At 43.4% G+C, this 22,151-nt stretch carries 29 protein-coding genes; 16 read left to right on the forward strand and 13 right to left on the reverse strand.

Translation table 11 applies throughout. The annotated features are described in order from the left end of the window. Positions 1-6: 6 nt before the first annotated feature. The 6 genes from PKF022_RS06030 (at position 7) to PKF022_RS06055 (ending at position 1,985) form a co-directional block, all read left to right on the forward strand. A complete protein-coding gene (locus tag PKF022_RS06030; protein WP_281776209.1) occupies positions 7-420 on the forward strand; it encodes a putative toxin-antitoxin system toxin component, PIN family in 414 nt (137 codons plus the stop codon). Positions 421-430: 10 nt separating this feature from the next. Continuing rightward, on the forward strand, positions 431-652 hold the full coding sequence (locus tag PKF022_RS06035) for a hypothetical protein (RefSeq protein ID WP_068323477.1): 222 nt from the start codon (positions 431-433) through the stop codon (positions 650-652). 15 nt (positions 653-667) lie between these two features. Beyond that, on the forward strand, positions 668-868 hold the full coding sequence (locus tag PKF022_RS06040) for a SlyX family protein (protein WP_281776210.1): 201 nt from the start codon (positions 668-670) through the stop codon (positions 866-868). An 85-nt stretch (positions 869-953) separates the two neighbouring features. Continuing rightward, a complete protein-coding gene (locus PKF022_RS06045; protein WP_281776211.1) occupies positions 954-1,286 on the forward strand; it encodes a type II toxin-antitoxin system RelE/ParE family toxin in 333 nt (110 codons plus the stop codon). Continuing rightward, complete coding sequence (locus tag PKF022_RS06050) at positions 1,283-1,588, forward strand: helix-turn-helix transcriptional regulator (RefSeq protein WP_281776212.1); 306 nt, start codon at positions 1,283-1,285, stop codon at positions 1,586-1,588. Before PKF022_RS06045 ends, PKF022_RS06050 begins: the two co-directional genes overlap by 4 nt. Before the next feature lie 46 nt (positions 1,589-1,634). Continuing rightward, on the forward strand, positions 1,635-1,985 hold the full coding sequence (locus PKF022_RS06055) for a phage holin family protein (protein ID WP_281776213.1): 351 nt from the start codon (positions 1,635-1,637) through the stop codon (positions 1,983-1,985). A 27-nt stretch (positions 1,986-2,012) separates the two neighbouring features. On the opposite strand, the gene PKF022_RS06060 is transcribed toward PKF022_RS06055, so the two are convergent. Next, positions 2,013-3,824, reverse strand: a complete 1,812-nt coding sequence (locus tag PKF022_RS06060; RefSeq protein WP_281776214.1) for an AsmA family protein — start codon at positions 3,822-3,824, stop codon at positions 2,013-2,015. 65 nt (positions 3,825-3,889) lie between these two features. On the opposite strand from PKF022_RS06060, the gene PKF022_RS06065 reads away from it, so the two are divergent. Further along, a complete protein-coding gene (locus PKF022_RS06065; protein ID WP_281776215.1) occupies positions 3,890-4,234 on the forward strand; it encodes a zinc ribbon domain-containing protein YjdM in 345 nt (114 codons plus the stop codon). Between the two features lie 37 nt (positions 4,235-4,271). On the opposite strand, the gene PKF022_RS06070 is transcribed toward PKF022_RS06065, so the two are convergent. Continuing rightward, on the reverse strand, positions 4,272-4,487 hold the full coding sequence (locus PKF022_RS06070; RefSeq protein ID WP_216230446.1) for a DUF465 domain-containing protein: 216 nt from the start codon (positions 4,485-4,487) through the stop codon (positions 4,272-4,274). A 216-nt stretch (positions 4,488-4,703) separates the two neighbouring features. Here PKF022_RS06070 and PKF022_RS06075 point away from each other — a divergent pair, with 216 nt between their 5' ends. After that, positions 4,704-5,492: a hypothetical protein gene (locus PKF022_RS06075; RefSeq protein ID WP_281776216.1), complete on the forward strand. Its 789-nt coding sequence runs from the start codon at positions 4,704-4,706 to the stop codon at positions 5,490-5,492. A gap of 35 nt (positions 5,493-5,527) precedes the next feature. Here PKF022_RS06075 and PKF022_RS06080 read toward each other — a convergent pair whose 3' ends face one another. Further along, positions 5,528-5,785, reverse strand: coding sequence for a hypothetical protein (locus tag PKF022_RS06080; protein ID WP_281776217.1), 258 nt, complete (start codon positions 5,783-5,785; stop codon positions 5,528-5,530). A gap of 183 nt (positions 5,786-5,968) precedes the next feature. Here PKF022_RS06080 and PKF022_RS06085 point away from each other — a divergent pair, with 183 nt between their 5' ends. Together PKF022_RS06085 and ppk2 (PKF022_RS06090) are read left to right on the forward strand one after the other, a co-directional pair. Then, positions 5,969-6,247, forward strand: coding sequence for a serine/threonine protein kinase (locus tag PKF022_RS06085; protein ID WP_281776218.1), 279 nt, complete (start codon positions 5,969-5,971; stop codon positions 6,245-6,247). Next, positions 6,247-7,020, forward strand: coding sequence for a polyphosphate kinase 2 (gene ppk2 / locus PKF022_RS06090; protein WP_281776219.1), 774 nt, complete (start codon positions 6,247-6,249; stop codon positions 7,018-7,020). Before PKF022_RS06085 ends, ppk2 (PKF022_RS06090) begins: the two co-directional genes overlap by 1 nt. Before the next feature lie 6 nt (positions 7,021-7,026). Here ppk2 (PKF022_RS06090) and ppk2 (PKF022_RS06095) read toward each other — a convergent pair whose 3' ends face one another. After that, positions 7,027-7,932 (reverse strand): polyphosphate kinase 2, encoded by a 906-nt coding sequence (ppk2, locus tag PKF022_RS06095; protein WP_281776220.1) that lies wholly within the window; start codon positions 7,930-7,932, stop codon positions 7,027-7,029. 54 nt (positions 7,933-7,986) lie between these two features. Next, positions 7,987-8,775: a lysophospholipid acyltransferase family protein gene (locus PKF022_RS06100; RefSeq protein ID WP_281776221.1), complete on the reverse strand. Its 789-nt coding sequence runs from the start codon at positions 8,773-8,775 to the stop codon at positions 7,987-7,989. A 107-nt stretch (positions 8,776-8,882) separates the two neighbouring features. On the opposite strand from PKF022_RS06100, the gene PKF022_RS06105 reads away from it, so the two are divergent. Genes PKF022_RS06105 through PKF022_RS06120 form a run of 4 tightly spaced genes read left to right on the forward strand, consistent with a single transcriptional unit; the run spans position 8,883 to position 12,095 of the window. Continuing rightward, positions 8,883-9,689: a UDP-2,3-diacylglucosamine diphosphatase gene (locus PKF022_RS06105; protein WP_281777478.1), complete on the forward strand. Its 807-nt coding sequence runs from the start codon at positions 8,883-8,885 to the stop codon at positions 9,687-9,689. Then, on the forward strand, positions 9,686-10,714 hold the full coding sequence (locus tag PKF022_RS06110) for a glycosyltransferase family 1 protein (RefSeq protein ID WP_281776222.1): 1,029 nt from the start codon (positions 9,686-9,688) through the stop codon (positions 10,712-10,714). The genes PKF022_RS06105 and PKF022_RS06110 overlap by 4 nt, the downstream gene beginning before the upstream one ends. 12 nt (positions 10,715-10,726) lie before the next feature. After that, positions 10,727-11,131: a diacylglycerol kinase gene (locus PKF022_RS06115; protein WP_281776223.1), complete on the forward strand. Its 405-nt coding sequence runs from the start codon at positions 10,727-10,729 to the stop codon at positions 11,129-11,131. 40 nt (positions 11,132-11,171) lie between these two features. Continuing rightward, the gene (locus tag PKF022_RS06120; protein ID WP_348773164.1) at positions 11,172-12,095 is read left to right on the forward strand and encodes a GNAT family N-acyltransferase; all 924 of its coding nucleotides are present in this window, start codon (positions 11,172-11,174) and stop codon (positions 12,093-12,095) included. A 30-nt stretch (positions 12,096-12,125) separates the two neighbouring features. On the opposite strand, the gene ppx is transcribed toward PKF022_RS06120, so the two are convergent. The 6 genes from ppx to PKF022_RS06150 form a co-directional block, all read right to left on the reverse strand. Then, complete coding sequence (ppx, locus tag PKF022_RS06125) at positions 12,126-13,688, reverse strand: exopolyphosphatase (protein ID WP_281776224.1); 1,563 nt, start codon at positions 13,686-13,688, stop codon at positions 12,126-12,128. A 382-nt stretch (positions 13,689-14,070) separates the two neighbouring features. Continuing rightward, positions 14,071-14,787: an MgtC/SapB family protein gene (locus PKF022_RS06130; protein WP_068323533.1), complete on the reverse strand. Its 717-nt coding sequence runs from the start codon at positions 14,785-14,787 to the stop codon at positions 14,071-14,073. An 8-nt stretch (positions 14,788-14,795) separates the two neighbouring features. Further along, on the reverse strand, positions 14,796-16,544 hold the full coding sequence (locus PKF022_RS06135; RefSeq protein ID WP_281776225.1) for an alkaline phosphatase: 1,749 nt from the start codon (positions 16,542-16,544) through the stop codon (positions 14,796-14,798). 84 nt (positions 16,545-16,628) lie between these two features. Continuing rightward, the gene (locus tag PKF022_RS06140) at positions 16,629-18,071 is read right to left on the reverse strand and encodes a DUF2252 domain-containing protein (protein WP_281776226.1); all 1,443 of its coding nucleotides are present in this window, start codon (positions 18,069-18,071) and stop codon (positions 16,629-16,631) included. Positions 18,072-18,161: 90 nt separating this feature from the next. After that, positions 18,162-18,665, reverse strand: a complete 504-nt coding sequence (locus PKF022_RS06145; protein WP_281776227.1) for an arsenate reductase ArsC — start codon at positions 18,663-18,665, stop codon at positions 18,162-18,164. 12 nt (positions 18,666-18,677) lie between these two features. Then, a complete protein-coding gene (locus tag PKF022_RS06150) occupies positions 18,678-18,851 on the reverse strand; it encodes a hypothetical protein (RefSeq protein ID WP_281776228.1) in 174 nt (57 codons plus the stop codon). Positions 18,852-19,302: 451 nt separating this feature from the next. Here PKF022_RS06150 and PKF022_RS06155 point away from each other — a divergent pair, with 451 nt between their 5' ends. Together PKF022_RS06155 and PKF022_RS06160 are read left to right on the forward strand one after the other, a co-directional pair. Continuing rightward, positions 19,303-19,779 (forward strand): MgtC/SapB family protein, encoded by a 477-nt coding sequence (locus tag PKF022_RS06155; protein WP_281776229.1) that lies wholly within the window; start codon positions 19,303-19,305, stop codon positions 19,777-19,779. An 83-nt stretch (positions 19,780-19,862) separates the two neighbouring features. Beyond that, positions 19,863-20,063 (forward strand): hypothetical protein, encoded by a 201-nt coding sequence (locus PKF022_RS06160; RefSeq protein WP_068323546.1) that lies wholly within the window; start codon positions 19,863-19,865, stop codon positions 20,061-20,063. Between the two features lie 3 nt (positions 20,064-20,066). Here PKF022_RS06160 and phoR read toward each other — a convergent pair whose 3' ends face one another. Continuing rightward, entirely contained in the window at positions 20,067-21,365 is a 1,299-nt protein-coding gene (gene phoR, locus PKF022_RS06165; RefSeq protein WP_281776230.1) for a phosphate regulon sensor histidine kinase PhoR, read from the reverse strand. A gap of 65 nt (positions 21,366-21,430) precedes the next feature. Continuing rightward, positions 21,431-22,144, reverse strand: a complete 714-nt coding sequence (gene phoB / locus PKF022_RS06170; RefSeq protein WP_281776231.1) for a phosphate regulon transcriptional regulator PhoB — start codon at positions 22,142-22,144, stop codon at positions 21,431-21,433. Positions 22,145-22,151 lie beyond the last annotated feature (7 nt).

The raw sequence follows: 22,151 nt of genomic DNA on the forward strand, positions 1-22,151 counted from the left end.
TCAGATATGAAGGTGGTAGTTTTTGATACCAATGTCTTGTTAGATCTATTTGTCTTTAATGACTTTCGTGCACTTCACTTAAAGCAAGCACTCATTGATGGAAAAATAGATGCGCTGGCTACTCATGCCACTCTAGAAGAATTCGCTGACGTGGTTGCACGTCCTTTATTTTTTTTAGACCAAGCCCAACAAGAGCAGATCACCCTTCAATGGCAGGGATTGGCGAGAATATTGAATGACAATGACCTACTGAAGGCGCCTTGGTTCTGCCAAGATCCCGATGATCAGGTCTTTTTAGACTTAGCCTTTACCGCAAAGCCGTGTACCCTTATGAGTAAAGACAATGAAGTACTTCGATTTACAAGTAAAGCAGCGGCTGAACTAGTTCTCATTACCTCTGATTACACAGCATTTGATTGATAATATCGACATGAGCAAACCAAAAATGGCTGATCCTGATGACGGCCTATTTAAACCAGGTAGCAAACTCAGACACATCAAGACTGGCGGCTTTTATAGAGTTGTCTTTCTTGCGAATGTAGAGGCCACCCTCGAGCCTGCCTATGTTTATGAATCGATGCAATCACATGATTTTTGGATTAGACCTAAAACAGAAATGGAAGATGGTCGCTTTGAACTCATCTCTGAATAAGAAGGCGACTTGAATATGTCTGAAGAAAGAATCACCAATTTAGAGATCAAGCTGAGCTTTACCGAAGATCTCATCGAGAAACTGAACGAAACAATTTACAAACAGCAGCAACAAATTGAGTTTCTGTATCGCGAACTCAAAGCCATCAAAGAGCAAGCTAGCAGCGGTGGTGGCGGAGGCGGCAGCCTGAAGGATGAAATTCCTCCTCACTATTAATACAAATCCACAAAAATACCCCTTGATTTCTTAAGTCTCATGTAATATCATTTTTGATATATATCATTATTGATATAATCTATTGATGAGCGAATGGATTGTAGAAACACTAAATACTGATGTAGATAAGGAGTTAGAGATACTTCCAAGCGATATACGCAGTCGCATTGTGAGGGTTTGTAATTTATTAGAAGCTTTTGGCCCTAGACAGGTTGGTATGCCCCACATCAAAAGTCTGGGAGATAAATTATGGGAAATTAGAGCCTCGGGGAGAGATGGTATAGCTAGGGGAATTTATATTTATGCGACGGGCAAAAGAATTGTGATCTTGCATGCATTTATTAAGAAATCACAAAAAACACCACCGCAAGCCATTCTTACCGCAACACAGAGAGCGAAAATCGCCAAATTACTATGACTAAGATATCAACCCTACATAAGCGCTGGCTAAAAGAACCGGCATATAAAAAAGCATTTGAAGAAACTCAAATTGAATTTGAGATCGCAAAAGAAATCATAGAAGCCAGGATGAAAAGTGGTCTTTCCCAGGAAGAATTAGCAACCCTAATGGAAACCTCTCAATCCGCAATTGCAAGACTGGAAAGTGGCACCAGCCTACCCTCCATGCGCACTTTAGCCAAGTTCGCAAAAGCGACTAACTCTCAAATTCAAGTTCACTTCAAGCAGATTAAACCTATAAAACACAAGGCTGCAGCTTAAGTTGCTGATAATATATATTCCAACATAGGCTCAATTTAAAAAGGAAATGATGAGTAACTTAACGCTATTTTTAGTCCAATGGGGCTTAACCTCTCTATCCCTTTGGGTTGCTAGCTACATTTTTAGTGGCTTACGCTTTGCAGACGGTGGCTCTTTAATTATTGCTGCCCTGCTTCTGGGTTTTGCCAACGCCATTGTGAAACCATTATTAATTCTTTTTACACTACCGCTAACAGTAGTCACTATGGGCCTCTTCCTGCTCGTGATTAATGCTTTGGTATTAATGCTTGTTTCTGCAGTAGTGAGTGGCTTTACGATCTCCAGCTTCTGGACCGCATTCTTTGCTAGCATCTTTATTTCTTTATTTAGCCTCTTTGTTAGCGGCCTGGTCTTTTAAGAAATACCTTATCGAGCTTAGCTTTTCCTATTTGCTTACTGAATAGATATCCGACCAAGAGTGCAGCGCTGTTTTGCAAGGCTGCGACTTGGTTGCCAAAGATTTAGCATTTTCGGCAGCGATACTAATTCCCCCAGTCAAGAAGCCTAGACCGATCGAGACAGCGCTATTGACTACTCCCGCCTTATTTACGCCAGCCTGAGGGTTTTGCAATGTCCCCTCAATCTTAACAAGGCCCCCTAGATCAACACCGGTGGTCAAGCCTGACTTTTCTTTTGGATTGATATTGAGATTTAAGGCTTCGCTCGCGAGATTTATTGAGCCAGATAGAGTGATGTTGAGTCGGTCTGTTTCTGCGCCAATGGAATCTTGAATATTAATCATCCCGTTATTGACCGGCAAATAGGCAACAGCACATTCCAAAATAGTTTGGGTAGAATTTTTCCGCATTGGGTTAACTGCATCCAATACTGTAACGACAAAGTCTCCGCCTTTATTAATCAGCTTTGAATCTATTTTCCCCTGCCCTACTGAAATCTGAAGTGCGCCAGTGGCACTGCTAGCGAGTTGATGGGGGCTTACGCCACTTCCTCGTAAATTCCAGGCTATACGAGTATCGCCTCCTGAAACTTTGGCACTCGAATCCGTAGTCGCAATAATTTGCTCCAAGTTAAAGTCTTTAGCGAGGCCCTTAAGAGATACCTTGGGAGCTGATCCATCAAAACCACCAATGGAGATTTGTGCATGAGCACTGCCCTTACCAAGATTAAAACTGACGTCATTTGCATCGATACTGTTTTTCTTAAATTGCAGTGTCGTTTTAAAGTTCGTAAATGGGACTTGTCCTGGTATACCTAGCTCAGCAATATTAATATTGATAGACCCATCAGCCAAAGGCAATACATCAAATGGCAGCGACTCGTCTGAGAAGAAATATTTACCTTGGGCTTTATGCGTACTTGAAGAGGTAGAACTTCCAGCTTTGCCAGCAATGGCAGCGGACCCAGCCAATGGGGCTAAATCAAAGGATTTGGAATTTAAATCAATCCTAAATTGTGGCAAAACCTGAGGCTTCTTATCAATTTCTCCCTTAATGGCAAGCGATTTTCCATTGAGGGTGAGAGATAAATCCAGATCCATCTTTACCGGAGACTGATCCCAGGCAAAGTATGCGTTACGTATCGAACCCGTTGAACCTTTTAGATTCAGACTATATTTTTCGTACTGAACATCCAACAGAATCGTGGATCTTCCATCTCTACTACCCAAAGTTAGCCTCGGGAGACGAATGACTTTTGCGGCCTGATTGCCGTCTTGATAACGGATGATGGCATCAACAATGTCCAGCGTCTTAATAGAAACAAAGGTGCTATCTGCAGAATCATTGCCTGCTGCATTACTTAGGGTTTGGGTTGCTGAACCATTGCTAGTCAAGACTGGCGGGGTGAAATTCCAATTACCCTCTCCGGCTTTATTGGTTTGCAGGTTGGCTTCTAATCCTTTGACGCCTATTCTGCTGATCTCAACACTACCCTTCAGTAAAGGGAGAGTTCTGATATCTAACTCAATTTGCTGGAATGTCAGCATATCGGGATTACTTGCCCAAGAGGTATTACTTAAAGATACCTGCTCTGCCTTCACGCTGATCACTGGAAACAGATTTAGACTCACAGACCCACTGATTTTGAGATCACGGCCAGTAGCGTCTTTGACCGAGGAGCTGAGAAGCTTCGTGAGTTGCGTGGGATTAATGAAGGATGCTGCATACCAAGCACCTAAGCCCGCCAACAAAAGGAAGGCGATAAAGGCAATCAGGGAAATCTTTAGAACTTTGTTCACCCGACCATTCTAAAGCGATACAGGCAATCGATCGCCCCCAACCACCCCTAGACTAAAATACGCCTATGAGTACAGATAATTTACCGAAGTGCCCTGTCTGCCAGGAAGATATGACCTACCCCGATGGGGAGAATTACGTTTGCGCCCAATGTGGCCATGAATGGCCTATAGCTGCAGCCACAGAAGAAATTGAGGCTGGATTGATCGTGAAGGATGCCAATGGCAACCTCTTAGCAGACGGCGATACCGTGACCCTGATTAAAGACCTCAAAGTGAAGGGTTCATCTACAACACTAAAGGTAGGAACCAAAATTAAAGGTATTCGATTGGTTTCTGGTGACCACGAGGTAGATTGCAAAACCGAGGCTGGCAATATGTTGCTTAAGGCCTGCTTTCTGAAGAAAGCCTAGATTAAAACGATATCTAGGCTTTTCTCACCAGATTGACTTAAGCGCTCGCCTTTTTGAGAACTGCGTAGATCTGGTCCTTCAATAAAAGCTTTTCCTTCTTCAAAATCTCAATTTCTTCAGGAGTGCTTGGCTCAGTATGAGCCTCCATGCGCAGGATCTTCTGATCTAAATTATTGTGTTTATCAAATAAATGCGAAAAGTGACGATCTGACGTTTTCAACTTAGTAATGAGTTCGCGATATTCAGGAAACATAGACCCTCTTCATATTTGGTTTATCAAAACTTCTCAAACTTAGTTTAGCAACCCTCTATTCCAAGAACAATCTTTTTTGACATCTTTTTGTTTACTCCGCCCCCTTGTAATTCGCCGGAAAAACCCCATATAGCAAAGGCGAATTCCTTAGGGAAATTGCAGTAATATCAGCTAGTGCATTAAGCACAATAACTACCAAAAGAAGGGTAATAGACCATGGCTACAAAGAAGTCTCCAGCAAAAAAGAAAGTAGCTACCAAGGTGGTAACAAAAGCCCCTGCAAAAAAAGCTGTCAAGAAAGTTGCTACTAAGAAAGTCGCAAGCAAAAAGACAGTAAAAAAGGTAGTAAAAAAACCAGCAGCGAAGAAAGTTGCCAAGAAGGCGGTAAAACCAACTTCATCTAAATCACCAAAAGTAGACCAATATGGTCTTGAGCAAGATGACGAGTTTTATGGTTTGTATTTTGCGAAGTCCACTAAAAAGGGACTGGTTGAAGTGAAGCCTTGCACCTTCTCATTAATGTATTGGTGGAAAGGCTTGCTTGGCTACCCTGACATGATCGAGATCTCCAAAGGAAGCAATACTGCGATGTTGCAGTTTGAGTCTACTTTTGGTGGTGGCGATTCTGGCGAGACTGAATTAACTGAAAAAGATGTGCTGGATATTGATCACATCATTGAAGTAGATGAAGAAGAAATGATGATCTCCCTCTATTCTTATGTGCCTATCCCAGTTCCTGAGAAATTAGTTGGTGCTGTTAGCTTGGCTATCTTGAACATCAACCCAGAAACTCGCTATGGTAGCTTAGAGCTTTGCTCTACCGAGAATGAAGAAGGCGAAACAGAGCACTTCTTGCGCTATCGTGCAGCAACCTATTTGCGTGGCATCAAGTCAGGCAAAGTGGAAGCGATTGAGAGCATGGTAACTAATGGATCCGAGTTCTTTGGTCTTGCTTTAGACGCGATGTGCGTAAACAAATCGATTAAGAAGTGGCTGCTAAGCTAATTTAATCAAAAAGACGGCGGAGTAACTGTCCGCCACTATCTGCAAAGATAGATATAAGTAAAGGGAAAACGGTCATTGACCGTTTTTCTGCTTTCTAGAATCGTCACTGTTCTTTTGCCCTGCTTTTTACATTCTATGAGAGCAGCTTCTTGAGCGTCAGTCTCTTTTGAATTTTTGGGTGCATGCACTCCAATCGTGCCATCTGACTGTTGATAGACACCAAACTCACTTTGTGGCGTTGAGCAAGCTACCAATAGCAGAGCGATGCTAATAAGGGCGTAATGACTTGTCATTTATAGAGAAACCTTTAGGGTAGAAAGTATAGATATTCTAGGTCACTATGCATTAGAGCCTCTTACACGGTAGATAGCCGTCACAAAAGTGTCATATACGCTTGAAATTGATAGGTTTAAAACGTAGGATGAGCCTGACAGTGAAGATTTACTAATAGTCCATAAATAATTACAAGGAAAATCATGAGCCAAAAGAAACTAGTGAAGCAACTATTAAAAAAACTCGATAAATTAGAGTCCGATAGAGAAAAACTCATTGATAAGCTAGCAAAAGCTTTGGATAAGTTGGATAAAAAGGTAGCCGACAAAAAGACCCCCACCAAGAAATCAGCGGCAGCCAAAAAAGCACCTACTAAGAAGGCTGCAGTTAAGAAAGTCACCGCAAAGAAGACCCCTACTAAAAAAGCGCCGGCTAAAAGAGCTGCCGCTAAAAAACCTGCAGCCAATAGTGAAGCAAGTTAATGGGTCATAAAAATAAAGATAAGCCTGAGGAGTCTAGTTACGACTCCGCACTTCGCTTATTGCAAATAGAGTTAGTGAAGCTGCAAAACAGCCTCATCAAAAATGGTGATCAGATCCTGGTCATACTAGAAGGTCGAGATACAGCGGGTAAAGATGGGACCATTAAAGCCATCACAGAACATCTGAGCCCACGTGAAACCCGTATTGTTGCGCTTGGTAAACCATCGGATAGCGAATCTGCTGAGTGGTACTTTCAGAGATATGTGGCACAACTACCCAAACAAGGTGAGTTTGTCCTATTCAACCGCAGCTGGTACAACCGAGCTGGCGTTGAACGGGTTATGAATTTCTGCACCAAAGCTCAATACGTTAATTTTATTGAAACCGTAAATGACTTTGAATCCATTTTAGCGCGCTCAGACATCACTATCCTAAAATACTATTTAGATATCTCCAAGAAAGAGCAGGCTTTGCGTCTTAAGGATAGGGAAAATAATCCTCTAAAGCAGTGGAAGATCAGCCCTATCGACCAGCAAGCGCAGAAAAATTGGAATGCCTACAGTAAATGTAGAAATGAAATGCTGGAGAGAACCAGTCCTAAAGATGCGCCTTGGACAATTGTTAAGGCTAACGACAAGAAGCTGGCTCACTTAAATTTAATTCGAGATTTACTCTCTAGAGTGTCCTACCCCGGAAAAGATAAGCCACTACTGAAGACGGATAGAGATGTCGTCTTTAAATGGGATGGCGATTTATCTAAACTTGAAAAATAAAATTCTTCAGAAGACTTCAGGCACGTACATTTCAGGAGGTACTGGGCCCCTTAAATAATCTGGATTGTGTACGCGTGCAGGCAATGTAATCAGAGGATGATCAATTTCTTGATAAGGAATCTGACTCAGCAGGTGCGTTATACAGTTTAAGCGCGCCTTTTTCTTGTCATTGGCGGCTACAACCCACCATGGCGCCTCTGGAATATGCGTACGCTCAAGCATGGTTTCTTTTGCCTTGGTATAAGCCTCCCAAAGCCTTCTAGCCTCTAAATCCATTGGACTCAATTTCCACTGCTTTAATGGATCATGAATGCGCATCATGAAGCGGTTGTACTGTTCATCATCAGAAATAGAAAACCAGTATTTAATTAAGATAATGCCGGAGCTAATCATCATTCGCTCAAGATCAGGAACGGTTCTTAAAAACTCCTCGTATTCGTAATCAGTACAAAACCCCATCACTCTCTCAACACCAGCACGGTTGTACCAACTGCGATCGAATAAAACGATCTCACCGCCTGCGGGCAAATGAGAAATATATCTTTGAAAGTACCACTGTGTCTTTTCACGTTCGTTAGGTGCCGGCAAAGCAACTACCTTGCAAACGCGTGGATTAAGACGCTGGGTAATGCGTTTGATGGCGCCACCCTTACCCGCAGAATCACGACCTTCAAATAAGACTGCCACCTTGAGCTTATTTGCCACCACCCAGTCTTGGAGCTTTACCAGCTCGCCCTGAAGTCTAAAAAGCTCCTTGAAGTAAACATTGCGGGGGATTTGGGAACTTTCACTACCATCAGGCGATAGGCGATCATCATCAAGCTCCATTTCAAGCTCTTCATCCATGCTATCAAGAATCTCTTCTTGAGCACGGCGATACCACTCGGCCATCTCTTTATGCTTCGATGTCATTAGCTTTCGCTCCCTTTAGTACATTCTTTATAGTGAGAAATGATGACATATTTATTACATCAAGCGCAGTTCAGCCTTTAAATGATCAGAAATAGCCTCCTGGCTATGCAAGGCTAGCCACTTGCGATCTCTGGATGCTTCTGGATGCCCTCCAGAGGGAGGTAAAAAGGTTAATTCGACGATCAACTGACGATCATGCAAAATCTTAGCCATAGATTCAAGCAGCCCCATTTCCCCAACAAAGGCTGCCACATCGCTTCTTTCGCCAGACGCTGATGACCAATAGGAGATTGCTAAGGAATAGACGGGGACGCCAGCAATCACAGCAGATTCAAATAAATTTGGCCTGAATGGCAACACGGTCTCCCCTAGCGTGGAGGTGCCTTCAGGAAAAATGCAGACAGAATGAGATGCAAGAACTCTGCTTACATCCTCCGCAACCTTCTTCCCATGACGAGCATTGTCTCGCTTAATAAATACAGTACCTAACTGCTTTGCCATCCAACCAAAAATCGGCCACCCCTCTACATCTGACTTTGCAACAAAACAAATGGGGTTAAAAGCATTGATTGCATGGATATCCATCCAAGAAATATGGTTCGAAGCAAGCAGGAATGGAGTATTTGGAAGAATTGCTTGATTTTTTAACCTTAGCTCGATGCCAAAAATATTTAGCAATCTTTTTGACCAAGCCTGAATCAGCTTATTTTTTCTTTGTGGATCCGCAAAGGGAAACTGAAAAGACAAAGTAGCCAAGCCAGCGATCACGTGAGCCCATACCAGAACCCAACACCAAGCTACTGATGTATTTCTCGATTGAATTAGGGAATGCTTCTTGCTCATATGGATTAGCAATATAAATCAAATTCCAATAATTATTGCATCGTCATAAAACTGACTTAGAACTGTCATGCTGCTTTCATACTCCATTGGCTTAATACTGTTTCATGATGTATTACAAAGCGATCTGGATTTCAGATGTACACCTGGGAACATCAGGGTGTCAGGCAAACTACCTTCTCGATTTTCTTAAGCATAACGAAGCTGAGAAATTCTATCTGGTAGGCGACATTATTGATGGCTGGAGACTTAAGAAGTCATTCTACTGGCCCCAATCACACAATGACGTAGTGCAAAAACTCCTGCGCAAGGCTCGTAAAGGCAGCGAAGTTATCTATGTCCCCGGCAATCATGATGAAAGTGCCAGACAATTCTTTGGGCTTTCGTTTGGTGATGTCAAGGTAGTGGAAGAGGTAATCCATACAACGGTCGATGGCAGAAAGCTATGGGTAACTCATGGCGATCAATTTGATGGAGTGATGCAATACGCCAAGTGGCTTGCCTATGTTGGCGACACTATGTATTCATTCATTCTTTACGTCAACCGCTACTTCAATATGCTCCGCGCCAAGATGGGCTTGCAGTATTGGTCTCTATCTCAATACCTCAAGCACCAGGTAAAAAACGCAGTCAGCTATATCGCAGATTTTGAGCACATTATGGCTAGAGAAGCACGTCTAAGGGGCTGTGATGGCGTTGTTTGCGGACATATTCACAAGGCAGAAATCCGTGAGATCGATGGCTTGTTGTACTGCAACGATGGCGATTGGGTCGAAAGCCTCACTGCCTTGGTTGAAACACAAACTGGTGAACTCAAAATCATTCACTGGACGCACATCAAAGGCGAGCCAGTAGAAGCCATTCAAGCTTCCCTTCCAACCGCTATTGAATCACTTATTAAAGAGGCTGCGCTATGAAAATTATGATCATTACCGATGCATGGGATCCGCAGGTGAACGGTGTTGTCCGCACTCTTAAGCAAACCCGCGCGGAATTAATTGCCATGGGTCATGAGGTGGAGATGATCACCCCAACCGGTTTTAAATCCATTCCATGCCCAACCTATCCTGATATCGCCTTATCCCTCTTTCCAGGCAAAGAGGTGGCACGTCGAATTAAAGAATTTGCGCCTGATGCCATGCACATCGCCACCGAAGGTCCATTAGGATTATCTGCTCGCGCCTATGCAGTAAAAAATCACCTCCCCTTTTCTACCGCATATCACACCCGCTTTCCCGAGTACGTCAAGGCACGTACAGGCATTCCATTGGGCATTACCTATGCATTTATTCGCTGGTTTCATGGTCCATCTATGGCAGTCATGGCACCAACCATTGTGGTTAAAGACGATCTCGAAAAATTTGGTCTCAAGAATGTGGTTCTGTGGTCACGTGGTGTGGATCTCGACATTTTTAAGATGCAGGATTCAAAGGCGCTTAATACCGCTCACCCTATCTTCTTATATGTAGGGCGTGTAGCTGTTGAAAAAAATATCAATGCATTTTTAGAAATTGATTTACCAGGTTCGAAGTGGGTGGTAGGAGATGGACCGGCTCTGGCTGGAATAAAAGAAAAATATCCAGAAGTGAACTATCTAGGCGTCTTACAGCAACATGAGTTAGCCAAAGTGTATGCAGCTGCAGATGTATTTGTATTTCCAAGTAAAACCGATACATTTGGACTTGTTTTATTAGAAGCAATGGCATGCGGCACGCCTGTGGCAGCATATCCAGTCACAGGCCCTATTGATGTACTAGGAAATTCAAACTCAGGGGCAATGAATGAAGATTTAAGAGAGGCCTGTATGCAAGCTCTCAAGATCCCACGCGAGGTAGCACGTGCTCATGCTGAGAAATTCTCTTGGCGTGCGGCTTCCGAGCAATTTGCACAACATCTGAAGCCTGTGCCAACGCCAGAAGTTCACGTCACCGCTTTAGCTTAAAGAAAGTTATTCGTGAACTTTCCCTACCACGTTGACCAGAACCCACATAAGGGCAACCGAGGTCTTACTAGAGCATGGCATGCGGCCAAGAACTCTTGGTGCGGATTGGTATATGCCTTCCGAGAAGAAAGCGCTTTTCGACAAGAGCTTACCCTGCTTGTATTACTAATGCCCATTGCATTTGCATTACCAATATCGCTTTTAGAAAAGTCGCTTCTAGTCTCTTCTCTGGTAATGGTGCTCGTCATTGAACTACTGAATTCCAGTGTAGAGGCGGCGATAGATCGAATTTCTTTTGAGCACCACGATCTTTCCAAGCGCGCAAAAGATTTTGGTAGCGCTGCCGTCATGCTTGCCCTCGTTGTGGCAGCGCTACTTTGGATTGCAGTCTGCAGTCCTTTGATTCTTAGTCTCTAAATGAGCTATCTACCCAACTATTTAATTAATAAGGCCAGCCATGTCTGATATTCCCAACCCAATCGGCTCATTTGAGATTTTCGCCCCTAAGAAAATTAAAGCGCTCAAAAGAAAAAAGCCCAATGCATTCACAAAACTTTCTAAAAAAATTGCTAAGAAACTATTTGGAAAGAAGTTTGTTACCAAGACTAGGGCTGAACTTAGAGAGCCGATAATAACCCCTGCGGCACAGCTTGATAAGCCTAAAAAACCTGCATTTCAGATTGTTTGGGCAAGTACTCTAGGCGAAATTAAAGAGGCGCAAAGATTACGCTACAAAGTATTTGCCGAAGAGATGGGAGCGAACCTGGCGATGAATGCAGAAGGTCTCGATGTTGATGAATTTGATACTTATTGCGACCATCTATTAATTCGTGATCAAGATACTCTAAAGGTCGTAGGCACCTACCGCGTCCTGCCACCACATAAGGCCCAAGAAATAGGACGTCTCTATTCTGATTCTGAGTTTGACTTATCTCGCATCAATCACCTACGCCCTAAATTAGTTGAGCTAGGAAGATCCTGTGTTCATCAAGACTACCGCTCCGGCGCCGTGATTATGGCCCTGTGGAGTGGCTTGGCTCAGTACATGCAAAAGAATGGCTACGAAATTATGTTGGGATGCGCCAGCATCCCCATGGCTGATGGCGGACACTTTGCAGCGAGCCTTTATAACTCACTCGGCAATGATCAAATGGCGCCTACAGAGTTCCACGCCTTTCCACGCTTGCCTTTGCCTTTAGATAAGCTTAATGGTGGCCTGGATGTGCAGCCTCCCCCCTTGATTAAGGGCTACCTCAAGCTCGGAGCCAAAATTTGCAGTGCCCCTGCTTGGGATCCAGACTTTAATACTGCTGATCTATTAACAATGCTGCGACTGTCTGAAATTAATCCGCGTTACGCAAAGCATTTCTTAGGTCTCTAGTTTTAAGGAATGAACTTCTCAGTAAAAAGCTTACTTAAAGCTCACTTGATAAGAACGACCAACTCTCTCCCACTCTGCAGCCTCTTTTAAAAGACTAAATTCTGTCAAAGGGTGTTCATCAGCCCACTCTTTTGACAGACTTACCAAATACGAGCCATCATGCTCAGAAACTTTTACTTTAGGGAGGCTGATATCACTTCGTCCACGGCAGAGTACTTGAGCCAAGCGTAAACAAAAAAGCATGCGCCAGTCTTCAAAGCCGTGATTATTGGCTAACTTGCCAAGCTTACCGGTATGACCGATCAATAGCGCAGCAAGCCTTGCCTGGTCGTTCTTAGAGAATCCAGGCATATCTGCATTACCCGCTATATAGGCAGAGTGCTTGTGATACCCGTTATGGGAGATTGACAATCCAATCTCATGGAGATTAGCGGCCCATTGTAATAGTGCAACATTATCAGCCCTACTTTCAGATTGAGGTTTAGGTAATTGCTGGAGAAAATCTGCTGCTAACTTACCCACTCTGTCTGCTTGCTCACGATCAACTGCATATCGTTGCATAAATTGCTCTACAGTGACATAGCGCATGTCATGATGTTGAGAACGGCCAAGTAAGTCATATAAAACACCACTTCGTAAAGCGGCATCTGTCACTTCCATTTCTTCAATACCTAATTCATCGAAGGCGGCCAGCATAATCGCTAAACCTCCGGGCCATACGGCTCTTCTATCATCCTTCAATCCCTCAAGTTCAACTTGATTTACATGTTCATACTTCAGGAGATGCTTTTTAAGATTCTTCAAGCCTTCGCGAGTGATAAGTCCGCTTGTGCCATTGACGCGACCCATGGTTAAACCATCATCATGTCTATTGAAATTATTAGTCGCAATTAGATCTGCTAAAGCCCTGGCAGTTCCAGAGGATCCAATGACTTGCTTCCAGCCGCTTTTTAAATAAGCGCCAGAAATGACTTGTATTTCACGACGAGCTGCCAACTCAGCCTCTTTAAAGGCATACGCATCGATATTCCCTTTAGGGAAAAAACGCAGACTATGTGATACACAGCCAATATAAAGACTCTCCATTAACTTTGGCTCATAGCCTTTGCCAATAATAAATTCGGTTGAACCTCCACCAATATCGATGACCAATCTATTGCCCTGAACAGCCTGAACCTCATGCGCAGCTCCGATATAAATCAGGCGCGCCTCTTCAACACCTGCAATCACTTCAATCGGAAATCCCAATGCCGCCTGTGCATCCTCCACAAATTGCGGGGCATTTTTTGCAACCCGCAAAGTATTGGTAGCAACTGCTCGAACATTAGAAGGATCAAACCCCCTAATTCGCTCTCCAAATCGCCTAACAGCAACTAAGCCGCGCTGGTAAGCATCGTTGCCAAGTAACTTATTTTCCGTCAGGCCGGCCGCCAAACGAACTGTTTCGCGAAGAGTATCTATGGGGCGCAACTGGGTACCCGAGGTAGTATTTACCGCCTGAGCGACTAACATACGAAAACTATTGGATCCTAAATCGACAGCAGCAACAAGCTCTGCGGAGTTTATTAAAGGATCTACGGGATTAATTGCCAAAATGTTCCTCAATATTGATTGCTGCGCTAATTATGTCTATTTTATGTAAAAACAATGACATATTCATGAAATGCACAGCAATGCCCTGTGTATAGGGCGCGGAACCTTGATCTAAGCTGCTAAATTTTGCTCTGAACTAGAACAGTCGCGGTTACCAAAGCTGCATAAAATACAGCAATCACCTGATTTAGGCTTCAAAATTGCACTGCAAGATCTGCAACGATAAAAATGCTGGGCACCCTCTTCAGAAGTAATGATCTCAGAGGTTTGGCAATTAGGGCAAGTCACAGTAGCTTGCGGATATTGGATAGTCTTATTCACTATCAAATATTGAAGCAAGATTGTGTCAATAGTGTGTCAAATTCAATTGAACCAAAGACCATTAATCTGTTGTGCTTGGGCTCCAGAAGGCCTGGGATACAAACTCTTGATCAGCAATTTTTGCAATTAGTCGATCCATTTCATCCCCATCTACGGCTGAGGCAGTTAATACCGCCTGAATTTCAACGTCATCGCTGCCAAATTGATGCACTTCAACATCTTGCGTTTGATAACCTGCCCCCTCTAAAGTCTTGATGAATTGCTTTAGCGCCTGTTTTTGCGCATGCTTTGGGGTAATGATGTAAACCGAGTTTGTCACTTCAACGGAGATGGTGTCTAGAGGTTGGCGGTTAATAAAGGTCACCACAGGTCGCAAAAGAGTATTGGCCGCTAATACGAATATGGTTGCCAACCCAGCTTCCAAAATCAAGTCGGCGCCAGCACAAGCGCCTACCGCACCGGAGGCCCATAAAGTAGCTGCCGTATTAATCCCTCGGACATTCCCCTCTTCGCGCATGATAACGCCCGCCCCCAGAAAGCCGATACCCGAAACCACATAGGCCATGACATGGACGGCACCTTCATGACCGGTAAGTCTATTGGCCGCATCCACAAAGATCGCCGCCCCGATAGCCACCAAAATATTCGTTCTTAAACCTGCAGTTCGTTGGCGATATTGACGCTCTAGCCCAATTAATCCACCAAAGAAAAATGCAGCCGTAAGGCTGATTGCAGTATCGGCTAACGATACATAGTTAATATTGTTCGTAAATTCCATAGAGCGATTTATTGTTTTGAGCTAAGACCCAATGACTCTACCATCACCTTAAATACCTCAGTGTTATCCATGAAACCTTTAAACTTCTCTGATCCAGGGCCGATTGCATTTAACACGGCATCATCGGCAGTATGCACTCCTACCTCCTGATGTGATGGCAAGTTTCCACCCACATGAATTGCATCTTCCTGCAATTGAATATATTTAGGATTCGCCACAAATTTTCCAGAATCATCTTTTACTGCAGGCACAAACGTACCATCCAGCTTTGGGTGCAAAGTCTCGTAGTGATCCGGATAGTTGCCATAAAAGAATGCGAGGCGCTTAGAAACATCAATTTGACTTGGGTACCCTTGCACATCAGCCTTAGGATAATTAGGGTATCCGGCAGCTGCATAGACGCCCACTTTTTCACGTAATGGCCCAGGCTTATCATCATGCACTACCCCGCTGATAGAGCCACTATGAGTGTGATCAGGCGTCACAATAATTAATGTATCTGGATTCTTTTTCGCAAAGTCTTTGGCTATTTGCACTGCATTACTTAGCATGATGGTGTCAAATGCCGCTCTCTCCCAATCAAGTGGATGGTTGAACTTGTCAATTAAAGCAGCCTCCACCATCAAGAAAAATCCATTAGGGTTTCGAGATAACACTTCAATTGCAGATTGAGTCATCTCAGTGAGATCAGGCTGATTTGGGTATAGAGCAACAGTATTCTTTTTGAGAAAGAGACGATCCAAGGACCCATCCATATTGTCTGGATGAAAAACACCAAACAACTTTTTAGTGCTCTTATTTTCAGCGGCAGCTACCAACTCTTGCTTTGTAAAAGCGAGCTGATATCCATCAGCTTTAAATGTATCCACTAAATTCTTATCGTCTTTACGTTTTGAACCTTTAATCGATTGCGGATAAAAATAAGCTGACCCACCACCAAGAATGACTTCTGCGCCACTTTTTAGCAGTTGATCGGCAATGTACTGCTTGTCAGCTCGACGGCGTGTATGCGCAACCATTGCTCCAGGAGTAGCATCCTGCAATTCCGCGTCTGACACGATACCAACTGACATTTTGGTATTACGCTTTATAAGTTCAGAAATGGTTTCTACTTTAGGATGCGATAAGTTATCACTAGCACGAGATACATAGACACCCATTGCATTAACAGCAGTCTTATGCCCAGTGGTGTATGCGCTCATGGAGTTAGCAGAATCAGTGATTAAAGAATCTGAGCCAGAGGTTCCAATCATTGCAGTATTAGGCATATTATCAAAAGCCAATCTACCCTGGTATTTTCCTTCGTTGATACCTTTTGATAAAACGCGGGCAGCGGTTCGATTGGCAATCGTCATCCCATCACCAATAAATAAGATCACGTTCCTTACTTTTCGCGGACCGCTAAAGTAAACATCCCAAGTCACTTTTAACTTTTCTTGCGCAGTACGCGCCACCAGCTCGTACTTGCCTGCCTTTGCCAACTGCACATCCCGATAAATTACCGCACTACCTTTGCCATTTTCATCTGAGATAAATTCAGATTTACTGGAGACTAATTTATTAATTGGGAGTCCATTTAATTCAATGATGACATCGCTAGGGCTAGCAACCTGATTGAACTCAATCTTGATATCGAATTTTGAACCCGCCAAAATACTCGCTTGATCGATTGGATAGATAGCTGCAGCATGCGCAAAGCCAGTAATTGATACCAGCAGAATCAGAGCTAACGATTTAAAGGAATGGAGGCTTGTCATGAAGTAAAAATAATCAAAAGGTTTGGGCAGATTACAATATCTTCCAAAATCATGACATTCTGATGACCTTCGGCATTACAAATCCTACAAAGCTGTTTTTTTCTTTGCTGCTTTCAATTTTCCAGATTTGACAGCTTTACAAAACTGCTCATAATCTTTCATATTCTGCTTTGCATATGACTTTGCGAATGCATATAAAGCCTCATTCAACCCATCAGATTGGCCGCAATATCCTGCGATCATGGCAGCATCACCGGAACGAGCATGACCTAATGCCAGGGCCCAGCCAAATAACTTTGCATAGTCCGGAAATGTTTTTAAAGTCACTCCGCCAGTGCCGACTCCGATGCCACCCTTCATATCTCGCAATTGACGCAGATAGAAGCCCTGGCTTCTATTTATATCGTACTGAACTGCCCCGTAGTTTAAAAAGATATCGGGCGCACCCTGCAAGAGTCTCTGGCCTGCGACTACCCGCCTCCCCATATCTCGATAAATTGACTCCCCTAAATAGGGACTTAAGACGGATCGTTGAGCTTCCTTGTATTGAAGAAATAAAGGATCCTGCCCACTATCACCCTCAAAATATAAAACCATGCAATTAGTTCCGACGCTACCAACCCCCACAACCTTTCGGGCAAAATCTTTTAAGGAATAGCGCTGAAATAGTATTTGCCTATCAGCCAGCAAAGTGCTGGCGTAATTCAATAATGCTTTATCAATCAATGGCAATAATGGGGTACCGTAGGCATCCTTTTTAAAATGCTCAATCAAAGGAGGTCTGTTGATAATTTTTCGATTCTTACCCACCAAGGTCGTCAAGCTCTCCAGTACTTGAATATTGCCCTGCCCTTTAGTTTCCTTTAAATAAACATCCAATTTCCTCTGATGCTCTTTACTAAAGTGCTTGCGAATATCTTTTTCGCCGATAAACTCCTGCGCCAAATCTAAATAAGGCATTTTTGCGTATTGCTCAATACGCTTTTGATATTCAGATGTAATCTGATAAACCAATTTTTTACCCAATGCTTTATCGCCACCCATGCTATCTGAGGCAATTAACGCACTAGCAACCAAACGCTTGATATCCCACTCCCAGCTTCCTGGCAAAGTCTCATCAAAATCATTAATACCAAATACTAAGCGGTGCTCAGCGGTACCAAATAATCCAAAATTGGATACGTGCATATCACCACAAAGCTGTACAGTGATATTGGTGGACGGCTGATTAGCAAGATCTTGCGCCATGATGGCAGCACCGCCACGATAAAAAGCAAAAGGCGATTGCAACATGCGTTCATAACGAATCGGAATTAAAGATTCGATACGTTGTTTAGCTTGCGCCTCCAATATCTGTATAGGATCAATGCGATTTTTAGGGGGCGTATATACCCCTTGGTCTGCAATACTCACCACCTTGCGTAAATCCTTGCCATCTGCCATGCGCTTCTTGATACTTGGGCGTGGGTCCTTAAAGGTCTCTACTGATCTCAAAACAGCAAATTGTGGTTTCTTCTGGGAGGACATGGGTTACCTAGCTAATGAGTATACCCAACGATATTAACGCCTATATAAAAAATGGCCTCAAATTAAGGAAATACTAAAGGCTGAGGCGGTCTATTCCGAGTTAAATCGATGATGAATAGAATGTAATTCATCTTTAATCTGCAAATGATCCAACTTTTCTACTGGAAGATCAATCAGTAGTTCAATGCGATTACGTAAACCCATTTCAACTTTTCTAAAAGCTTCCCACATATCATGCTCGCTACCAACGACCGCAGCTGGGTCCATAAACCCCCAATGAGCAGTTGCAGGATGGCCAGGCCAATATGGGCATTCTTCCCCAGCAGCAGAATCGCAAACGGTGATGATGAAATCCATATGAGGAGCGTCTTGTCGGCCAAACTCATCCCATGTTTTGCTTCTCAGCAATTCAAGCGGATAACCCATCTCCCTTGCAAGTTTTAATGCGATTGGATGTACAAATAATTTTGGCTGCGAGCCTGCAGAATATCCAATAAAGCGCCCATGACTGAGGGTGGTGGCAAGTGCCTCCCCTAAAATTGAACGAGCTGAATTACCCGTGCAGAGAAAGAGAATGTTATAGGGTCGAGTCATCAGCTGGTGATTTCAAATGATTTCATCAAGTCGCAATGTATATTTTCTATCCAGTAGAAAATGATTTATTTTTGGATCTCTTATTGAAGTGTCCTTAGATTCATGTTCTTTTGAGCCCATGGAGGATTTCTCTTGCACTTCATTTCTAAATACATCAGATAAATATTTAGTGAGTTGGTGATTCATGATATTTTCTTTCTAAGAAGTAATGAATATCGACATCCTAGGCTTTATATATTTCACTTTTATTAACCACCTAGGCAAGAAAAAACCCAGCACATGCTGGGTTATGAAGGAAACATACACTTTATCTTGGCCGGATACTCCCCGACAATTCAATGTAATCTCAGATCATGACACTACGATGACTAACTTCCTAGTTGATGTCTTGCATAACGATTGACATAAGCAGCTTTCGCTTCATTCCATGCTTGCCACATACGTAATATCAATTTTTTCATGTTGCATCCTTATGGTGAAAGATTTTTGTGCACAACTCTGTCTTGTAGAGATGTGATGCCTACTGTAAGTCAATTATTCATGCGGCAAATGACAAAGTGAAGACGCTTTTGTGACCAAATGATGTGGCTGAGATACACTGAGTGAAACATCAATGCATATCCAATAAGGAAATGACATGCTCGATTGGAATCTCTACGGAACCATTGCACTTCGCCTGGCTTTAGCTTTATTAGTCGGAGCTATTCTTGGGCTCAATCGCTGGTTGCACCATAAATCAGCTGGAATTCGTACACACTCTTTGGTGGCCATTGGCGCTGCAACTGCCGTAATGCTCATCAGCGATTTTGTACAAGATGATGCCCAGGCAGTCAGTCGGGTTCTTCAAGGCCTGATTACTGGATTGGGGTTTTTGGGTGCCGGTGTCATTATTCATGAGCAGCGGTCTCAGAGGGTCCACGGCCTCACTACTGCGGCCAGCCTTTGGGCGTGCGCCCTGATTGGGGCAGCCTTTGGAGCCGGACAATTTATCCTTGGGGGGATCTCTTTAGGGGCTATTTTGGTTACTTTAGCCCTTGGTGGACCACTGGAAAGGCTGGTTGCCCAGCTCAATGGAGTCAAAAGAGGCTCCGAAATTTCGGGGGATCCTGACTAAAACCCACTTAAACAGTCAAAAAATGCAGTTTTGTCATATTACTTTGCTAGCATTAGCCATCCCAATAATGACAATCAAATGCCATGAGTGAATATAGATACGCAGATGCAGTAAAGCAGCTACAGGAAAGTGGTGCTATTGGCCTAGTGGACCTGAAAAGTCTTCCTCACGAGGATCTTGTAGAGCTTTTTGAAGAAATCAAAGTTTGGTGCCTATACGCAGGTGGCAAAACTGAAAAACTGCCTAAAGAGTCTAAAAAGAAGAAAAAGAAGAAGAAAGATTAAATCTTAGGGTGCAATTCGCTCTTTTGGAAAGCGCAGTATGAAAGTGCTACCCTTGCCTGGCGTACTTTCAATAATGAGTTGAGCTTGATGGCGGCTTGCAATATGTTTAACAATTGCCAAACCCAATCCTGTCCCACCTGTATCCCTTGAACGACTTCTATCGACACGATAAAAACGCTCAGTAAGTCTTGAGAGATGCTCAGAGGCGATACCAGGACCGGTATCTGTCACAGAAAATTCTCCATACCCTTCAGCATTAATTTCCCACTTCACATTGATCGAACCAATGTCTGGGGTATAACGAATTGCATTTGAAACTAAATTACTAAATGCAGAGAGTATTTCTCTTTCATCTCCTAATATGGAGCATTGATTGAGAACGTCAAAATTAAAACTGTGTCTACCCTGAGACAATGCCTCAGCATCATTTCTAATTAAAGCCATCAACATTTCAGGATTAATGGCCTTGCTCGCCGCAGGTAATGAATTAGCCTCTAAATTGGCAAGTGTTAATAAATCCTCAACCAAACTTTTCATGCGCTGAGCTTGAGACATCATCATGTCAAAGTATTGATCACGTTGACCCTTCTCAAGATCTAAGGTTTGGACTGTCTCCAAAAATCCCATGAGTACAGTGATAGGCGTTCTCATCTCATGCGAAACGTTAGCAACGAAATCTCGTCGCATTGCATCTGCTTTTTGTAGGTCGGTGACGTTTTGAACTAGCAATAAGTGGCGCTGGTTTCCGAATGGAAATAATTGCAACATGAGACTCAGGCTACTACTAGGGCCCATTCTTTCGAGAAGTAAAGGTTCATCAAAGTTACGCTTATTAATATATTGAATGAACTCTGGACGTCGAATGAGGAAGTTAATTCGCTGCATTACATCGCGCTTAAAGTTCAGCCCAAAAAAACGCTCTGAAATCGCATTACACCATTCAATTTGATCGTTTTCATCCAACATCAAAATGCCGTTAGGAGACGCCTGGAAAGCCTCAATAAAGCGATTATGCTGCTGCTCAACAGTTCGCATCTTTTGCTTCAAAGCTTTGACTAATCGTTGCAACCTAAATAAAACCTCTTCCCAGAAACCGCTGGGTAAAGACATACTCTCCAGTGAGTCCGATTGAATACTTTTTTCCAGGCGGGCTAGATTGATGTAGGAGTACACCAGAGGGATAGAAAGTAGCGCAATCGCCGAGAAGATAGCCCATTGTGCGCCCCAGTTATAAAGGACTATTAATGCGACTATAAATGCTAGGCAAATAAGAAAGAAAAAGCGGGTTAAGGCGGAAATCATATTGCAATGTTAGACCATCTCAAGGGCGACCCTGAAATGGCCATAAAAAACCTGAAAAATCGGCTTTAGACTTCGGTTGGAATTTTTGTGATGCGGTACCCACTACCCCGAACCGTCTCAATGAAGCGGTCACAATCTACAGAACTTAATGCAGCTCTCAAGCGCTTGATATGAACATCTACAGTGCGCTCTTCAATATAAACCTCGTTACCCCAAACATTATCTAGCAGGCTTGTTCGTGAATGAACTCGCTCTGGGTTGGCCATGAAATATTGCAGAAGTCTATATTCCGTAGGACCTAGGGAGATTGGCTTAGGGTCTGAATTAGGCCAGATTGCTAAGACCCTGTGGGAACTTGGGTCCAGTTTCAATGGGCCAACCGTAAGGGGTCCAGTATCTTCAGTTGGGGTCTGTCTACGCAGTAGCGCTTTAACCCGAGCAATTAACTCTTTGGGCGAAAAAGGCTTGGTGACATAGTCATCCGCCCCCGAGTCTAGGCCCATTACCTTATCAGCCTCTTCGCTTTTAGCCGTCAACATCAAAATAGGCAAGCCTCTTGTGCGCTCATTTGCCCTGAGCTCTTTGGCAAACTGCACGCCTGACTTACCGGGTAGCATCCAGTCCAAAATAATCAGACTTGGTAGGCGATCCTTCAGAATGCCTTGAGCAATGTCAGTTTGCATTGCACGTTCGACCTCATAACCAGCATGAGTCAAATTAATTGCAATTAGCTCCGCAATCGATGGCTCATCTTCAACTATTAGTATGCGGTGAGTCATTTGGATA

The sequence above is a fragment of the Polynucleobacter sp. KF022 genome, from assembly GCF_027924105.1.
GTDB lineage: Bacteria > Pseudomonadota > Gammaproteobacteria > Burkholderiales > Burkholderiaceae > Polynucleobacter.

Bases quoted from the DNA above. Each gene is read 5' to 3' on its own strand.
- PKF022_RS06030 (WP_281776209.1), top strand. From the start codon at position 7: ATGAAGGTGGTAGTTTTTGATACCAATGTCTTGTTAGATCTATTTGTC.
- PKF022_RS06035 (WP_068323477.1), top strand. From the start codon at position 431: ATGAGCAAACCAAAAATGGCTGATCCTGATGACGGCCTATTTAAACCA.
- PKF022_RS06040 (WP_281776210.1), top strand. From the start codon at position 668: ATGTCTGAAGAAAGAATCACCAATTTAGAGATCAAGCTGAGCTTTACC.
- PKF022_RS06045 (WP_281776211.1), top strand. From the start codon at position 954: ATGAGCGAATGGATTGTAGAAACACTAAATACTGATGTAGATAAGGAG.
- PKF022_RS06050 (WP_281776212.1), top strand. From the start codon at position 1,283: ATGACTAAGATATCAACCCTACATAAGCGCTGGCTAAAAGAACCGGCA.
- PKF022_RS06055 (WP_281776213.1), top strand. From the start codon at position 1,635: ATGATGAGTAACTTAACGCTATTTTTAGTCCAATGGGGCTTAACCTCT.
- PKF022_RS06065 (WP_281776215.1), top strand. From the start codon at position 3,890: ATGAGTACAGATAATTTACCGAAGTGCCCTGTCTGCCAGGAAGATATG.
- PKF022_RS06070 (WP_216230446.1), bottom strand. From the start codon at position 4,487: ATGTTTCCTGAATATCGCGAACTCATTACTAAGTTGAAAACGTCAGAT.
- PKF022_RS06075 (WP_281776216.1), top strand. From the start codon at position 4,704: ATGGCTACAAAGAAGTCTCCAGCAAAAAAGAAAGTAGCTACCAAGGTG.
- PKF022_RS06080 (WP_281776217.1), bottom strand. From the start codon at position 5,785: ATGACAAGTCATTACGCCCTTATTAGCATCGCTCTGCTATTGGTAGCT.
- PKF022_RS06085 (WP_281776218.1), top strand. From the start codon at position 5,969: ATGAGCCAAAAGAAACTAGTGAAGCAACTATTAAAAAAACTCGATAAA.
- ppk2 (WP_281776219.1), top strand. From the start codon at position 6,247: ATGGGTCATAAAAATAAAGATAAGCCTGAGGAGTCTAGTTACGACTCC.
- ppk2 (WP_281776220.1), bottom strand. From the start codon at position 7,932: ATGACATCGAAGCATAAAGAGATGGCCGAGTGGTATCGCCGTGCTCAA.
- PKF022_RS06100 (WP_281776221.1), bottom strand. From the start codon at position 8,775: ATGAGCAAGAAGCATTCCCTAATTCAATCGAGAAATACATCAGTAGCT.
- PKF022_RS06105 (WP_281777478.1), top strand. From the start codon at position 8,883: ATGTATTACAAAGCGATCTGGATTTCAGATGTACACCTGGGAACATCA.
- PKF022_RS06110 (WP_281776222.1), top strand. From the start codon at position 9,686: ATGAAAATTATGATCATTACCGATGCATGGGATCCGCAGGTGAACGGT.
- PKF022_RS06120 (WP_348773164.1), top strand. From the start codon at position 11,172: ATGTCTGATATTCCCAACCCAATCGGCTCATTTGAGATTTTCGCCCCT.
- PKF022_RS06130 (WP_068323533.1), bottom strand. From the start codon at position 14,787: ATGGAATTTACGAACAATATTAACTATGTATCGTTAGCCGATACTGCA.
- PKF022_RS06135 (WP_281776225.1), bottom strand. From the start codon at position 16,544: ATGACAAGCCTCCATTCCTTTAAATCGTTAGCTCTGATTCTGCTGGTA.
- PKF022_RS06140 (WP_281776226.1), bottom strand. From the start codon at position 18,071: ATGTCCTCCCAGAAGAAACCACAATTTGCTGTTTTGAGATCAGTAGAG.
- PKF022_RS06145 (WP_281776227.1), bottom strand. From the start codon at position 18,665: ATGACTCGACCCTATAACATTCTCTTTCTCTGCACGGGTAATTCAGCT.
- PKF022_RS06150 (WP_281776228.1), bottom strand. From the start codon at position 18,851: ATGAATCACCAACTCACTAAATATTTATCTGATGTATTTAGAAATGAA.
- PKF022_RS06155 (WP_281776229.1), top strand. From the start codon at position 19,303: ATGCTCGATTGGAATCTCTACGGAACCATTGCACTTCGCCTGGCTTTA.
- PKF022_RS06160 (WP_068323546.1), top strand. From the start codon at position 19,863: ATGAGTGAATATAGATACGCAGATGCAGTAAAGCAGCTACAGGAAAGT.
- phoR (WP_281776230.1), bottom strand. From the start codon at position 21,365: ATGATTTCCGCCTTAACCCGCTTTTTCTTTCTTATTTGCCTAGCATTT.
- phoB (WP_281776231.1), bottom strand. From the start codon at position 22,144: ATGACTCACCGCATACTAATAGTTGAAGATGAGCCATCGATTGCGGAG.